Origin of the sequence: Kitasatospora xanthocidica (genome assembly GCF_014656195.1) — a bacterium.
GTDB classification, from domain to species: domain Bacteria; phylum Actinomycetota; class Actinomycetes; order Streptomycetales; family Streptomycetaceae; genus Kitasatospora; species Kitasatospora xanthocidica.
On sequence record NZ_BNBY01000013.1, the window covers coordinates 43,704 to 58,319 of the forward strand.

Below are 14,616 nucleotides of genomic sequence, written 5' to 3' on the forward strand. Positions count from 1 at the left end.
CATGACCGATCGAACCGGGCAGGGACCGGACGGGGGAGCCGCGCGGCCCGCGGCGGAGGGCGTGCCCGAGGACGCGATGCGACGGCTCGCGCAGCTGCGGCCGGGAGAGAAGGGCTCGCTCTTCACCTCGGACCTGACGGTGAACGAGTTCCTGCTGGTGCGCGAGGCCGGCTTCCGCCCGCTCGGCCTGGTCCTCGGCTCCTCCGTCTACCACGTCGGCATCCAGCTCGGCCGGTGGTCGAAGAACCAGGAGCTGACCAAGCTGTCCCAGGCCATGTACCACGCCCGTGAGCTGGCGATGGGCCGGATGGAGGCGGAGGCGAGCGCCCTCGGCGCGGACGGCGTCGTCGGGGTGCGGCTGGACATCGAGTTCAAGGAATTCGGTTCGGACATCGCCGAGTTCATCGCCGTCGGCACCGCGGTGAAGGCCGACGGCGCGGACCCCGGGCCGACCGGGACCTGGCTCAACAACAAGGGCAAGCCGTTCACCTCGGACCTGTCCGGCCAGGACTTCTGGACCCTCATCCGGGCCGGGTACGCCCCGCTGGACCTGGTCATGGGCTCCTGCGTCTACCACGTGGCGCACCAGCGCATCGCCCAGGCGCTGGGCAACACCGGCCGCAACGTCGAGATCGAGCAGTTCACCCAGGCGCTCTACGACGCCCGCGAGCTGGCGATGAGCCGCATGCAGGCGGAGGCGCAGACCCTGGAGGCCGAGGGGATCGTGGCGGTCCAGCTGCGGCAGCACTCGCACACCTGGGGGTCGCACACCACCGAGTTCCTCGCGATCGGCACGGCGGTGCGCCCGCTCCGCGACGACCACGTCATCGACCGGCCGACCATGGTGCTGAGCCTCGATGCCTGAGCCGGACGTGAACCTGCTGGCCGCCGCGCTGCGCCGGGACAGCGCGGACCTGAACCTCTACGCGGAGGTGCTGTCGGCGGGCCTGGCGGACTCGCTGCCGGCCGGCGCCGTCAGCGTCAAGCGCAGGCGTACGGTCGCGGACCGGCTCGCCGGGCGCGGGGGCCCGGTCGCCGAACTGGACATCGTGCTCGGGGAGCAGCGGCTCTCGCTGCGGATGGACGGGGGCCGGGTGGCCGGGGAGGTCCGCCACGAGGTGCGGGGCATCGTGCTCTCCCGGCGCCCGGTGGGACTGGACGAGTGGATCGACACCCTGGCCCGCGCCCTGGCGGAGGCCGCGGCCTCGAATGCCCGGGCCCGCGAGGCGGTGGAGCGCTTCCTGGCCTGAGACGGCCTGGCGCGGTTTGACGCGGCCTGATGGAGGGCGGCGCCGACGGGCTCGCCGGCACCGAGGCCGACCGCGGGCGTGACCCGGGGTCGGCCTCGGCGGGGATCAGGAGTTGGCGCCGCGGGCGGCGACCGGCCAGTGGTCGACGACCGTGCCGTTCCGCGTGACGACGAGCTCGTTCGCCAGGTTGACCGCGGTGCAGATGTGGTTGGGGACGACCGAGACGCGGGTCCCCGGGCGCGGGGCGGGTGCGCCCTCGGGGAGGACGACGGTGGCGTGGTGCTCGGACAATGCGGTGATGACCGCGTCCGGGTGCTCGAGGACCAGGCCGTGGCCCTGGACCCAGGGCGAGAGGTCGGACCCGAGCACCTTGCTGCCCGCGTCGAGGACGAAACGGTCCGGGGCGGGGGTGCTCACGACGGTGGCGACCGCGTGGAGGGCCAGGTCCTCGGCCGTGCAGCTGCCCATGGCGAGCTGGGCGGCGTCGTTGAACACGTAGACGCCCGGGCGCAGTTCGTTGACGGCGCCCGGCCGCCACCGCCCGGCGGTCGGGGTCGATCCACCGCTCAGCACCGGTACGGCGACGCCCGCCTCGCGCAGGGCGGCCGCGGCCGCGCCGAGGGCCTGCTCCTCGTCGCGGGCCGCTCGCTCGCGGGCCAGCGGGTCGTGGCCGTAGCCGTGCCCGGGGAAGGTGAAGACGCCCGCCACCTCCAGGCCGGCGTCGACGGCCGCCCGGCCGACGTCCACCGCCTTCGCGGCGGCGACGCCCGTACGGTGGTGGCCGCTGTCGATCTCGACCATGACCCGCACCGGTCCGGCCGCACCGCGCACCGCTTCGGCCAGCCGCTGGACGCCCTCCACGGAGTCCGCGCCCACCCGCAGGGCGGCGGACTCCGTGAGGTGCCGGAGCCGTCGGGCCTTGGCGTCGTCGACCCACAGGGGGTAGGCGATGAACAGGTCGGTCACGCCGTCCCGGGCGAAGACCTCGGCCTCGCCGACGGTGGCCACGGTCAGCCCGGCCGCGCCGGCGGCCAGCTGGCGCCGGGCGATCTCCAGGCACTTGTGGGTCTTGGCGTGGGGGCGCACGGTGAAGCCCCCGGCGGCGGCCGCCGCGCCCATGCGCGTGATGTTGCGGTCCAGGACGTCGACGTCCACGACCAGGGCGGGGGTCGTCAGCTCTTCGGTAAGACGTGGGCTCATACCCCATGATCACACCGGGCGGCCCGGTTCGGTTCCCCCGGTGCCCTGGGTGTCCAGGTGCCCAGGGAGCCCTGGGCGCCCCGGTGGCGCCCGCGTGCGACGGGCGCCACCGGGCAGGGTCACCCGACGGGGTCACCGGGCCGGGGTCACCGGGCGGGCGTCAGTCCGCCGGGTCGATCCGGTAGCCCCCGCGGGCCGAGTGGAGGGTGAGCGCCTCGACCGGGCAGTAGTCCACGGCCTCGGTCAGCTCCGCCGTCAACTCCGCGCCGCCGTCGGCGTACTCGGCCAGCGGTGCGGCCAGGCCGTCGGCGCCGAGAGCCAGGGAGTCCGGGGCGGTGAGGGCGCACATCCCGGAGCCGATGCAGCGGTCCCGGTCGACCCGGACGATCACCGGCTCGGTGTCCGCCCGGCCCGTCACCAGGACACCCGCAGGGAGCTGGGGCTGCGGGTGAGCAGGCCGCGCCGCCAGTCGATCCGCTCCACCGCGTCGGCCATCCGCAGGGCGGGCAGCCGGCGGGCCAGCCGGTGCAGGGCCAGCTCCAGCTCCATCCGGGCCAGCCAGGCGCCCAGGCAGTGGTGCGGGCCGGCCCCGAAGGTCAGCATCGGCGCGGCCAGCGGGGAGAACAGCTCGGTGCGCAGGTCCCCGGTGAAGACCTCCGGGTCCTGGTTGGCGGCGGCGGTGTCGGCGGCGACCACGCTGCCGGCCGGGATGACCACCCCGCCGATCTCGACGTCCTCGACGGTGCGGCGCATCAGCCCGGGCATGTGCTCGTGGGCGTCGCCGAGCGGGACGGCGCGCAGCAGCTGCTCGGTCGCGGCGGCGGCGCTGGTCTCGTCGGAGGCGAGCTGCTGCCAGGCCTCGCGCCCGTCGTGGAGCAGGTAGACCAGGGCGTTGCCGAGGCTGGTCATGGTGGTCTCGTGCCCGGCCACGACCAGGCCGATGACCAGTGCGACCAGCTGCCCCTCGGTGATCGAGCCGTCCTCGTCGGCGGCCGCGAGCAGGCTGCTGACCAGGTCGTCGCCGGGCTCGGCGCGGCGCTCGGCGATCACCCCGGCGCCGAAGGCGGAGAACTCGGTCATCGCGGTGACGATCGCCTCGGCGGAGTAGGCGGTGGTGGACAGCGCGTGGTCGCTCCAGTGGGCGAGCCGCTTGCCGTCCAGGTTGTCCAGGCCCATCAGCCGGCTGATCACCGCGACCGGCAGCGGCCGGGTGTAGCCGGCGACGATGTCGGTGGGGGAGCCGTGGTCCATCAGTTCGTCGATGAGGCCTTCGACGACCGAGGCCACCCAGGGCTTCCAGCGGGCTATCGCGCGCGGGGTGAAGGCCCGCTGCACGGTGCGGCGCAGCCGCTGGTGCTCGGTGCCGTCGATGTTGAGCATGCTCTGCGGGTCGTCGAGGATGTTGGGCGTGACCGTGATCGGCGGCGCGTCCGGCGCGTAGAGCGGGGCGCGGCCAAGGCGCGGGTCCGTCAGCACCTGGCGGACGTCCGCGTGCCGGCTGACCAGCCAGACCGGCGTGCCGGTGGGCAGCGCGGCCAGCCGGGGCGGGCCGGGTTCCAGGTGGCGCAGGCAGTGCAGCGGGGGGAGCGGGGCGGTGCCGGTTCCGGCACCGGTCGCACTGTTCTCGGTGGACATCCGTACTCCAGACTCCAGGGCGATGGGCCGCGCGGGCGGCCCGACGGGGGTGGATCCGAGGATGGTGCGGGGGACGGGTGGTGCGGCCGGCTGGCGGCTCGACACGGGCCGGGACTGGGTCGGGCATCTGCTGCGGGGTGGCGCGAAACGTGCGGGGGCGTACGGTCGGTACGGGCCGGGCACGGGCGGCGCGCGGTGGCGCGCCGTCGGGTGGGGCGGGTGTGCTGAGCGTGGTCGCGTGGACCGTCTCTGCTACGACCGTACGTGGGCCGCGGGGCGCCCGTCTGCGGCACTTCCAGCCAACACCGGTGCTTTCCGGGCAGTTCGGGGCGCGCCGACGAGCGCCCGGCGCCACCCGTGCGCCCCTGCTCGCGGGGGTTGCGCCGGACCGTCGCCGGACCGTCGTCGGGCCGCCGACGGGTGGCCGCCGGATAGTCGCCCGGCATGTGCCGGCTGACCTGCCGTGAGCCGCCGCGGCGTCAGCGTGGCGTCAGGGCGGCGTCGGCGGGCCGGCGGCCGGAGCCGGCCGCCGGCGCCGGTGGTGAGCCGGATCGTCGAGGAACCTCCGACCCGCCCCGCCGGTGCCCGGCGGGGCGGACGCTACGCTTCGTGGGCAGTGCGTCCGCGGTTCCCCCGCGGTGCGTCCGCAGTCGTTTCGTCGCAGGTCACACCGGTGCAGAGCCGCACCGGCCGTCGGAGGTGTAATCGGATGCCCCAGCAGGTCAAGGCAGTGATCGCGCGCGCCAAGGGCGCGCCCGTGGAGGTGGCCACGATCGTGGTGCCGGATCCCGGCCCGGGCGAGGCGGTGGTCCGGATCCAGGCTTGCGGCGTCTGCCACACCGACCTCCACTACCGCGAGGGCGGGATCAACGACGAGTTCCCGTTCCTGCTCGGCCACGAGGCCGCGGGCATCGTGGAGTCCGTCGGCGAGGGCGTCACCGAGGTCGAGCCCGGCGACTTCGTGGTCCTCAACTGGCGTGCGGTGTGCGGTCAGTGCCGTGCCTGTCGGCGCGGGCGCCCGCAGTACTGCTTCGCCACCCACAATGCCGAGCAGAAGATGACGCTGCTGGACGGCACCGAGCTGTCCCCGGCGCTGGGCATCGGCGCGTTCGCCGAGAAGACCCTGGTCGCGGCCGGCCAGTGCACCAAGGTCGACCCGGCCGCCGAGCCGGCCGTCGCCGGGCTGCTGGGCTGCGGTGTGATGGCGGGTCTCGGCGCCGCGATCAACACCGGCAACGTCGGCCGCGGTGACACCGTCGCCGTGATCGGCTGCGGCGGCGTCGGCGGCGCGGCGGTGATGGGCTCCCGGCTGGCGGGCGCGGCGAAGATCATCGCCGTCGACATCGACGACCGCAAGCTGGAGACGGCCCGTACCCTCGGCGCCACCCACACCGTCAACTCCCGCACCACCGACCCGGTCGAGGCGATCCGCGAACTGACCGGCGGCAACGGCGCGGACGTGGTCGTCGAGGCGGTCGGCCGCCCCGAGACCTACCGGCAGGCCTTCTACGCCCGCGACCTGGCCGGCACCGTCGTCCTGGTCGGCGTGCCGACCCCGGAGATGAAGCTGGAACTCCCGCTGCTCGACGTCTTCGGCCGCGGCGGCGCCCTGAAGTCCTCCTGGTACGGCGACTGCCTGCCCTCGCGGGACTTCCCGATGCTCATCGACCTCTACCTCCAGGGGCGCCTGGACCTGCGCGCCTTCGTCACCGAGACGATCGAACTCGACGCGGTGGAGCAGGCCTTCGAGCGCATGCACCAGGGCGACGTCCTCCGCTCGGTCGTGGTCCTGTGACCGCGGGCGGGGCCCGGGTCGACCGGCTGGTGACCGCCGGGACCTTCGACCTCGACGGCGGCAGCTGGGAGGTGGAGAACAACGTCTGGATCGTCGGCGACGACCACGAGGCGCTGGTGATCGACGCCGCGCACGACGCCGAGGCCATCGAGGCGGCGCTCGGCGGCCGCCGGCTGCTGGCGATCGTCTCCACCCACGCGCACAACGACCACATCGACGCGGCCCCGGCCCTCGCGGCCCGGACCGGGGCGCCGGTCCTGCTGCACCCGGACGACCTGCCGCTCTGGAAGCAGACCCACCCGGACCGCCTCCCCGACGGCGAACTGGCCGACGGTCAGCGGATCGAGGTGGCCGGCATCGAGCTGACCGTCCTGCACACCCCTGGGCACGCCCCGGGCGCGGTCTGCCTGTACGCCCCCGCGCTGGGCACCGTCTTCACCGGCGACACCCTCTTCCACGGCGGCCCGGGCGCGACCGGCCGGTCGTTCTCGCACTTCCCGACCATCATCGACTCGATCCGCGAGCGCCTGCTGACGCTCCCGGCCGAGACGGTGGTGCGCACCGGCCACGGCGACCCGACCACCGTCGGCGCCGAGGCCCCGGCCCTGCCGGACTGGATCGCCCGCGGGCACTGACGCCCCACGGGCACCGGCGCCCGGCGGGCACCGGGCGCGGTGCCCGTACGGCCCCGGAGGACGGCGGGATCCTCCGGGGCCGTACGATCCCGCTCATGGCACAGGACCCGCGCGACCTCGACGACGCCATGCTCGCCTTCTGGCGCGAGCGGCACATCTCCACCCTCACCACCACCCGCCCGGACGGTTCGCCGCACGTGGTGCCGGTCGGTGTGACCTTCGAGCCGGGGACGGCGACCGCCCGGGTGATCACCAGCCGCACCAGCCGCAAGGCGCGCAACGTCGCCGAGGCCGGCCCGGAGGGCCTGCGGGTCGCGGTCTGCCAGGTCGACCGGGCGCGCTGGGCGACCCTGGAGGGCGTGGCCGTCGTCCGCGACGAGCCCGAGCGGGTCGCCGACGCGGAGCGCCGCTACACCGAGCGCTACCGCCAGCCGAGGGTGAACCCGGACCGGGTGGTCATCGAGATCACCGTGGACCGGGTCCTCGGCCGCGGCTGAGCGCCCCGCACCAAGTGCCCCGCACCGACGGAACGGCCGTTCTCGATATCGAGAACGGCCGTTCCGCTTGGCCGGCGCAGACCGGCCGGAGGGTGCTACCGGGTGGGGCGCAGGGCCGCGGTGGCGGTGCGGCCGAGCCAGACGCCGAGCAGCGCCTGGACCAGGCCGATCAGCAGGGTGATCGCGATCACCAGGGAGGCCCAGGCCGGGAGGCCGGCCAGGGCGGCGACGGTGCGGGCGGTGCCGGCCACCGCCTCGCCGGTGGCGGCGCGCCACAGCAGCGGGACGCCCCAGCCGGCGAGGGCGGCCGCGGTGCCGGTCAGCACGGCGGTGCGGGCGCGCAGGCCGCGCGCCGCGGTGACCGCGCCGATCAGCAGGCCGCACGGGAAGGGCAGGTACCAGAGGCCCAGCAGCGAGCCGGCCGCCACCAGGGCGACGGTGACGCCGCCCAGGGCGGCCAGCAGGGGGAGCGCGGCCGGTGCGGGGGCCGGGGCCGCCGACTCCTGCCGCTCCTGCGACTCCTGCTGCTCCTGCGGCTCATGCTGCGAGGCGGGTTGGTTCCGAAGGTCCGTCACGGTGCTCACGCTCCCGGTCGCAGGGTCCACACCTTGGTGGAGGCGGGTTGGTCCGCGGCCATCAGCAGCGGCAGGTTGCGGCCCTCCCACCAGTACGGGATGAAGGTCCGGTACCAGGGGGAGGCCGGGTTCTCGCTCTGGCCGCCGGGGTAGACGGCCTGCGCGGTGGCGGTGCGCGGGGCCTTCCAATCGACGACCATCCGCCAGCTCGGGCCGAAGGTGGAGTTCATGCCGCCGTCGGCGGCGTTGACGGTCCAGCGGGAGCCCTCGGCGGGCTTCGGGCCGTAGCCGAGCGCGTCGGCCTCGGTCAGGGACGGGATCTGCCGGGTGTGGACGCGGTCCCAGGTCCAGGTGGCGGGGTCGTTCCCGAGGTCCTGGGTGAGTTCGCCGACGGCCTGGGCGAAGGCGGTGCGCATGGCGTCGGTCGCGGTCCGGGGCGGGCCGCCGGGGGAGGTGAACGCCGGGTTGGCCGGGTCGCGCAGGGTCCAGGCCTCCAGGTTCTCGTCGAGGCTGGGCAGCGCGCTGGAGACCTTGAGGAAGCGGCGGTCGCGTTCGACCGGCACCTTGGCCTGGTCCCACCAGGGCTGGAAGGTGGTCTCCAGGTAGTCGTTCCAGAAGGTCCACCAGATCGGCCCGCCGGCCACGCCGGGACGCATGGTGTGGTCCCAGCGGTTGAGGACGTCGAGCGCGGCCTGCTGGCGGGCGTCCAGCTTCGTGCCGGCCAGGGCCTCCTTGAGGTGCGGCAGGATGACGGTGGCCAGGTAGTCGGTGGTGTCGTTCTGCAGCGTGGTGAAGTCGGCGGCGGTCATCGCCGGGTGGTTCTCCAGGAACTGGTAGATCCGGTTGGCCCGGTAGCCGTTGTCGAAGGCGTTGAGGCTGGTGCCGATGTAGTACGGGTAGTCGGGCGAGACCGGGCGCTGGTTGGCCGTCGCGACCACATGGTTCGGCGGGTTGTAGGACTGCGGGGTGGCGTCGAAGGGGATGGCGCCGACCACGTCGTACTCGCCGGTGCCGGGCAGCGGGAACCACGGGTCGCCGCCCTTGGTGAGCGGGAAGTACCCGGCCGCGACCACGCCGATGTTGCCGCCGCCGTCGGCGTAGGCGAAGTTGAGCGTGGGGGCGTGCCAGTCGGCCAGCGCGGTGCGGAACTCCCGGTAGTCGCGGGCCTTGTTGACGGAGAGCAGCACCGCCAGGTCGGGGGAGGGGATGTTGCCCATCCAGTTGACCGAGGTGGTCTGCCCGGCCCGGGTCAGCACCGGCCCGTGCACGGTGAGCTCGACCGCGAGGTGCTCGGTGTCCCCGCCGCGGACCGGGATGGCGTACTCCACCCGCTCCATCGGCCGCCAGGCGTCGTTCCAGTAGTACTGGCCGGGGTGGTCGGGGCTGGTCCGCTCGCTGTAGAAGACCGTCGACTGGTTCTGCGCGTCCGTCAGGGACCAGGAGATGTCGGCGTTGCGGCCGATCAGCACGCCGGGCAGGCCGGCCATGCTGGCGCCGGTGACCTCGGTCTCCGGCGAGGAGAGCGCGATCTGGTACCAGTACGAGGGCAGGGTCGTCGGCAGGTGCGGGTCGCCCGCGAGCATCGCGTTGCCGCCGGCGACGGCCGGGCCGTTCGCGGCCCAGGCGTTGCTGTCCGGGAAGGTGTGCATCTGGGTGGCCGGGAGCGCCCGGACGGTGTCCAGCACGGTCCGGGCCGCGACGGCCTCGCCGGCCGGGTCGGGCGTACCGGTGGGCGCGACGGGGGCGGGGCGCGGCTGCGACCGGTTGGCGGCGGTGTGGCCGTCCGGCCCGGCGGTGTTGACGTTGGCGGGCAGCGGCGCGATGCCGAGGTCGCGGTACGGGCCGGGGTCGTACGGCCGCTGCTCGTTGGGCGCGTGGACCGGGAACCAGTCCATGGTGCGCTGTTCGCCGAAGGAGTCCCGGAAGATCGCGTAGTCCAGCGGGGTGCTGGTGAAGTCCATGCTCTGGGTGAGCACCCCCTGGACGACCAGGCTGTCCACCGGGGTCCAGTCGGCCGGGTAGACGCCGGTCAGGGAGAAGATGGCCGGCCACTGCCCGGTGTGGCGCAGCTCGGAGATCCAGGTGTTGACGCCCCGGGAGTAGGCGGTGAGGGCGCGGCCCGCCGGGCTGTCGGGCGCGGTGGCGGCCCACTCGGCCTCGGCGGTGCGCAGCAGCCCCATCCGCAGCTCGAAGCGGTCGGATTCGAGGCTCGCCGGCCCGTTGAGCTCGGCCAGCCGGCCGCGGCCGGCGCGTCGTTCCAGGTCGAGCTGGGTGAGCCTGAACCGGGCGTGCAGATAGCCCTGGGCCTGGAACAGGTCGTCGTCGGACCCGGCCTTGACGGCGGGGACCCCGTTGTCGTCGAAGGCCACCGTCACCGGCGCGCTCAGGCCGGCCAGGGCGAGGGTCTCGGTGTGCGGGAGTTCGGCGCCGGCGGCGGAGTCCCACACCCCGGCCCCGGGGACGAGGGCGGTTCCGAGGGCGGGGACCGGCCCGATGCCCAGCGCGAGCAGCGCGAGGACCAGGCCGGAGACGATGGCTGCCACCGCCGCGTGGGTGGCTGTGCGTATTCGCCGCGGCACGTTGACTCCAGGGGTACGAGGGTTGGGCGGGGTGCGGGGTGCGGGGTGCGGGGTGCGGGGTGCGAGGGAGGTGGGGGCGGGGGCCGGAGCGCCCGGGGTGTCAGGCCCAGAAGCCGGCCATCCGGCGGTGGATGTCCGTCATGGTGGTGCGGAGTTCGGCGTGCCCGGCCGTGGAGCCGTAGACGGTGCCGATCAGCCACTCGGTGCCGGCCCGCCAGTCGGCCCGCCAGGACGGGTCGATCCGGGCGTCCACCAGGTCCACCCCGGGGACGGCCAGGAGGTCGTCGAGCAGCTCGCCGTCGCCGGGGGCGAGCCCGTCGGCGGGCGGGGAGAGGAAGTACTGGAACGCCACGGCGGGGCAGTGCGCGCCGGGGCCGAGCACCGGCTCGGGCGGGTCGAACGCGCCGAGGACGGGCCGGAGGGCGGTCCGGAGGGCGAGGGCGAGCAGGTCCGTCCCGGCGGAGCGCTTGAGGACGTCCGAGACGTGCCCGCCGAGGCGGCCGTTGACCTCGATCAGCCGGGGGCCGTCAGGGGTGAACTTGATCTCGGTGTGGGTGACGCCCTCGCGGACGCCGAGGGCCCGCAGCGCGCTCTGCTCCAGGGCCACGACCTGCTCGGCCAGGCCGTCCGGGAGCAGGGCGGGGGTGAAGTAGCCGGTCTCCCGGAAGGGGTGGGCCAGCGGCAGCTTGCCGGTGACCGCGACGGTGTGGATCTCGCCGTCCCTGACCGCGGACTCGACCGAGACGTAGTCGCCCCAGAACTCCCCCACCACGGTGGGGTCGCCGACCAGGTACTCCTCCAGCACGAACACCGCGGGATCCGCCGCGCCCCGGGTGAACTCGGCGTAGCGGTCGGCCAGTTCACCGGCGCTGCGGACCAGGCAGGTGTCCACGCTGCCGGCCCCCGAGCGGGGCTTGAGGACGGCCGGCAGGCCGGTGGCGGCGAGCGCCGGGGCGAGGTCGGCGGCGGAGCGGACCGTCCGGCAGGCGGTGGACTGCACCCCGGCCGCCGCCAGTGCCTCGCGCTGGCGGAACTTGTCGACCAGTACCTCCACGGTGGCGCGGTCGTGGAACGGCACGCCGCACCGCTCGGCCACCGCCGCGGCCGTACGGAGCAGCCGGTCGCTGAAGGTGATCACCCCCGCGATGCCGAACTCGGCCGCGCGGTCGCACAGTTGCCGCTCGGTGAGGCCGGCCGTGTCCACCACGGTGGCCGACTTCGGCAGCCGGGCCAGGTCCTCGGCCGCCTTCGGGTCGCCGAGGTCGGCGAAGAACACCACCGTGCACAACCGCCGGGCGGCGGTGAGGATCCCGCGCGGGGTCGCCGAGCCCCGGCCGTAGACGACCAGGAGGACGGGCGGTGCCTCGGCGGCGGAGGCGGGGTGGTCCTGCGGATCGGAAGGGGCCATGGTCAGCGCTCCTGCGGCCGGATCGGGGTGAACGCCGCCCGCTCGGCGGCGACGGACCGGTGCTCCCAGGCCTCGCGGTCGCGCAGGTAGCGGGGCCGGTCGGCGACGATCGCCCGGGTCTGGGCGGAGCCGGCCGACAGCCGCCAGCGCACCGAACCGGTCACCCGCGCCGAGCAGACCTCGATGAACGCCTGGGCGGCCTCGCGCAGTTCACCGAACCAGCGGCCCTCCAGGGCCTCGCGCACCCACAGCTGCTCCTGGTGCATCTTCTCCCGCAGCAGTTCGGCCGAGAGGGTGGCCGTCTCCAGGTGGCGGCAGGAGCGCAGCAGCAGCCAGGCGGCGGGCATCTCGCGGATCTCCAGCACCTTCGGCCCGTGGCCCAGGTGTTCGAGCCCGCTGTAGCGGCCCAGTCCGTGGGCGCCGACCAGGTGGTTCAGGGTGCCGATCAGCTCGGTGAGCGGCAGCGCCCGGCCGTCCACCGCGACCGGGCGGCCGGCCTCGAAGGCGACCTCGACGGCCTCCGGGGCCTCGGCGGGGCGCAGCGAGCTCCACCGGTAGAGCTCCTCGGGCACGGCGTGGTCCTCGGGGTCGTCGAGGATCCCCGACTCGAACTCCCGGCACCACAGGTTGGAGTCGCCGCTGACCAGCCGTTCGCTCAGCTGCTCCAGCCCGGCCTCCTTGAGCTCGCGCATCTTCTGGTCCCGGTCCACCGGGTCCAGGTCGTACGGGCTGCCGTAGCGCCCGGCGAAGCCGAGCAGCTCCAGCGCGCCGTTGAGCCGGCGCAGGGTGTTCTGGGAGCGGTTGGCGGTGTGCAGGACCGTGGTGGCGCCGAGCTCGCGGGCGGTGCGGACGGCGACCTCGGCGATCAGCGGGCGGCTGAGCGTGGAGCTGACGGGGTGGGTGTCGAGGTAGACGGCGTGCGCGGCGATGGCCGGGCGGACGAAGTCCTCGGCGAACTCCCGTCTGGCGTCGACCAGGTGGAGCCGGATGCCGAGCCGGTCGGCGATCCGCTGCTTGTGCTCGCTGCTCTCGTCCTCGCCGAGGTCGACGCTGACCGCGTGGACCTCGCGGGCGCCGGAGCGGACGAGCCGGTGCAGCAGGTAGCTGCTGTCCAGCCCGCCGCTGAACAGGGTGACGATCGGGGCGGACGGGTCGCGGGCGATGGCGTCGAGCTCGCCGAAGGAACGCAGGACCTGGGCGGTCATCGCGCCGCCACCTCCACCCCGTGCCCGGCCAGGGCGGCGGTGAAGCCCGCCACCGTGGGCTCGTCGAAGGCGAGGTCCATCGGGACCTCGGCGCCGAGCAGCGCCTCCAGCTTCCGGACGGCGCGCACCACCTTGAAGGAGTCGCCGCCGATGTCGAAGAAGTCGTCGTCGGGGTCGATCGCGGGCAGTCCGAGGACCTCGCACCACACCCCGGTGACCACCTCGGCCAGGCTGTCGCCGCTGGTGCTCGCGGTGTCGCTGCTCGCGGCGGAGGTGCCGGCGGTGGGCAGCACCTCCCCGGCCCGCTCGGTCAGCAGGGCGCGGTCCAGCTTGCCGTTGGCGGTCAGCGGCATGGCCGCCAGGGTGGTGAAGGCCGCCGGGACCATGTACGAGGGCAGCGCGGCGCGCAGCGTCTCGCGCACGGCGGCGGTGACGGCGGCCGGCTCGGCGCCCTCGTCGAGCACCAGGAAGCCGACCAGCCGGGCGTCGCTGCCCCGGCCGTGGGCGACCGCGGCCGCCTGCCGGACCCCGGGGACGCGCAGGGCGGCCGACTCGATCTCGCCGAGTTCGATCCGGTAGCCGCGGATCTTCACCTGGAGGTCGACCCGGCCGAGGAACTCCAGGCCGCCGACCGGGTGGGTGCGCACCAGGTCGCCCGAGCGGTAGAGCGGGCCGGAGCCGTCGCCGAGGTGGTCCGGGACGAAGCGTTCGGCGGTGAGCTCGGGGCGGTTGAGGTAGCCGAGGGCCAGGCCCGCGCCGCCGATGTAGAGCTCGCCGGGCTCGCCGTCCGGGACGGGCCTGCCGTCCTCGTCCAGGATCCACAGCGTGGTGTCCTCGATCGCCGGGCCGATGTAGACGGTGTCGAGGTCCGGGTCGCGCGGGGGCACCCAGGCGGTGCAGTAGATGGTGCACTCGCTCGGCCCGTACAGGTTGGTGAGCGGCGCGGTGGACTGCGCGTGGAAGCGGCGGACCAGCTCGGGGGCGAGCGGCTCGCCGCCGGTGAGGACGCGCCGCAGGCCGTCGAAGCGCTCCTCGGGGCCGCGGGCCAGCAGGAACAGCTCCAGCAGCGAGACCACGCAGTAGAAGACGCTGATCCGCTCCGAGCGGATGGTCTCGGCGAGGTAGTCGGCGTCGCGCTGGCGGCCCGGGGTGGCGACGACCACGGTGGTGCCGGTGATCAGCGGCCAGTACACCTCGATCAGGAACATGTCGAAGCTGCAGGCGGTGTGGTGCAGCATCCGGTCGTCCGGGCCGAGCCCGTGGCCGCGCTGCAGGGCCCGCAGCCGGGTGGTCACCGCGCGGTGCGGGATCAGCGAGGCCTTGGGGCGGCCGGTGGAGCCGGAGGTGTAGATGACCACGGCGGGCTGCTCGGCGAGGTCGGCCGCGGGCTCGAAGGGGACGGCCGGTTCGGCGGCCGCGCACTCGGCGACGGTGACCACCTCGGTGGCGAGGTCCTCGGGGAAGCGGGCGCGCAGCTCGGGGGTGGTGATGAGCAGCCGGGGCTCGCAGTCGGCCAGCATGTCGAGGGTGCGGGCCACCGGGTCGTTGACGTCGAAGGCGACCTGGGCGGCGCCGGCCAGGACGACGCCGGTCACGCCGATCACGAAGTCGGCCGAGCGCTCCAGGTAGACCGCGACCCGCTCGCCCGGGCGCACGCCCCGCTCCCGCAGCAGCGAGGCGACCCGTACGGTCCGGTCCCTGAGCTCGCCCGCGAGCAGCACCCGGTCGCCGTCGACCAGGGCGGGGTGCGCCGGGTCGGCGTCCCACCGGGACAGCAGCAGGGTGTCGAGGCGGCGTGCGCCGTCGTCGAGGAGGGTGGCCGTTGTGCTAGCCATGG

General features: G+C 74.7%; 13 protein-coding genes. 5 read left to right on the top strand and 8 right to left on the bottom strand.

Annotation, left to right across the window (positions count from 1 at the left end):
• Window position 1 precedes the first annotated feature (1 nt).
• Both IE332_RS22980 and IE332_RS22985 read left to right on the top strand, forming a co-directional pair.
• Complete coding sequence (locus tag IE332_RS22980) at window positions 2-865, top strand: heavy metal-binding domain-containing protein (protein ID WP_229928838.1); 864 nt, start codon at window positions 2-4, stop codon at window positions 863-865.
• A complete protein-coding gene (locus IE332_RS22985; protein WP_189919577.1) occupies window positions 858-1,250 on the top strand; it encodes a hypothetical protein in 393 nt (130 codons plus the stop codon). The genes IE332_RS22980 and IE332_RS22985 overlap by 8 nt, the downstream gene beginning before the upstream one ends.
• A 105-nt stretch (window positions 1,251-1,355) precedes the next feature.
• Here IE332_RS22985 and IE332_RS22990 read toward each other — a convergent pair whose 3' ends face one another.
• The 3 genes from IE332_RS22990 to IE332_RS22995 form a co-directional block, all read right to left on the bottom strand.
• Window positions 1,356-2,450: an alanine racemase gene (locus IE332_RS22990; RefSeq protein ID WP_189919578.1), complete on the bottom strand. Its 1,095-nt coding sequence runs from the start codon at window positions 2,448-2,450 to the stop codon at window positions 1,356-1,358.
• Window positions 2,451-2,610: 160 nt separating this feature from the next.
• Window positions 2,611-2,868 carry a ferredoxin gene (locus tag IE332_RS41145; protein WP_229928839.1) on the bottom strand — a complete coding sequence of 86 codons (258 nt, stop codon included), beginning with the start codon at window positions 2,866-2,868 and terminating at the stop codon, window positions 2,611-2,613.
• A complete protein-coding gene (locus IE332_RS22995) occupies window positions 2,865-4,085 on the bottom strand; it encodes a cytochrome P450 (protein WP_229928840.1) in 1,221 nt (406 codons plus the stop codon). The genes IE332_RS41145 and IE332_RS22995 overlap by 4 nt, the downstream gene beginning before the upstream one ends.
• A 709-nt stretch (window positions 4,086-4,794) precedes the next feature.
• Between IE332_RS22995 and IE332_RS23000 the strand changes: the two genes are divergently transcribed.
• The 3 genes from IE332_RS23000 (at window position 4,795) to IE332_RS23010 (ending at window position 7,012) form a co-directional block, all read left to right on the top strand.
• On the top strand, window positions 4,795-5,880 hold the full coding sequence (locus tag IE332_RS23000) for an S-(hydroxymethyl)mycothiol dehydrogenase (protein WP_189919580.1): 1,086 nt from the start codon (window positions 4,795-4,797) through the stop codon (window positions 5,878-5,880).
• Window positions 5,877-6,515, top strand: a complete 639-nt coding sequence (locus IE332_RS23005) for an MBL fold metallo-hydrolase (protein ID WP_189919582.1) — start codon at window positions 5,877-5,879, stop codon at window positions 6,513-6,515. The genes IE332_RS23000 and IE332_RS23005 overlap by 4 nt, the downstream gene beginning before the upstream one ends.
• 95 nt (window positions 6,516-6,610) lie before the next feature.
• Complete coding sequence (locus IE332_RS23010) at window positions 6,611-7,012, top strand: pyridoxamine 5'-phosphate oxidase family protein (protein WP_189919584.1); 402 nt, start codon at window positions 6,611-6,613, stop codon at window positions 7,010-7,012.
• Between the two features lie 95 nt (window positions 7,013-7,107).
• Here the strand turns inward: IE332_RS23010 and IE332_RS23015 are convergent, their stop codons facing one another.
• The 5 genes from IE332_RS23015 to IE332_RS23035 all read right to left on the bottom strand — a co-directional run bounded on the left by IE332_RS23015 (window position 7,108) and on the right by IE332_RS23035 (window position 14,614).
• Window positions 7,108-7,587, bottom strand: a complete 480-nt coding sequence (locus IE332_RS23015) for a hypothetical protein (RefSeq protein WP_189919586.1) — start codon at window positions 7,585-7,587, stop codon at window positions 7,108-7,110.
• A 5-nt stretch (window positions 7,588-7,592) separates the two neighbouring features.
• The gene (locus tag IE332_RS23020) at window positions 7,593-10,130 is read right to left on the bottom strand and encodes a penicillin acylase family protein (protein ID WP_189919588.1); all 2,538 of its coding nucleotides are present in this window, start codon (window positions 10,128-10,130) and stop codon (window positions 7,593-7,595) included.
• Between the two features lie 136 nt (window positions 10,131-10,266).
• The gene (locus IE332_RS23025) at window positions 10,267-11,574 is read right to left on the bottom strand and encodes an ATP-grasp domain-containing protein (RefSeq protein ID WP_189919590.1); all 1,308 of its coding nucleotides are present in this window, start codon (window positions 11,572-11,574) and stop codon (window positions 10,267-10,269) included.
• A gap of 2 nt (window positions 11,575-11,576) precedes the next feature.
• Window positions 11,577-12,779 (bottom strand): argininosuccinate synthase-related protein, encoded by a 1,203-nt coding sequence (locus tag IE332_RS23030; protein ID WP_189919592.1) that lies wholly within the window; start codon window positions 12,777-12,779, stop codon window positions 11,577-11,579.
• A complete protein-coding gene (locus IE332_RS23035) occupies window positions 12,776-14,614 on the bottom strand; it encodes a non-ribosomal peptide synthetase (RefSeq protein ID WP_189919594.1) in 1,839 nt (612 codons plus the stop codon). Before IE332_RS23035 ends, IE332_RS23030 begins: the two co-directional genes overlap by 4 nt.
• Between the last annotated feature and the right edge of the window lie 2 nt (window positions 14,615-14,616).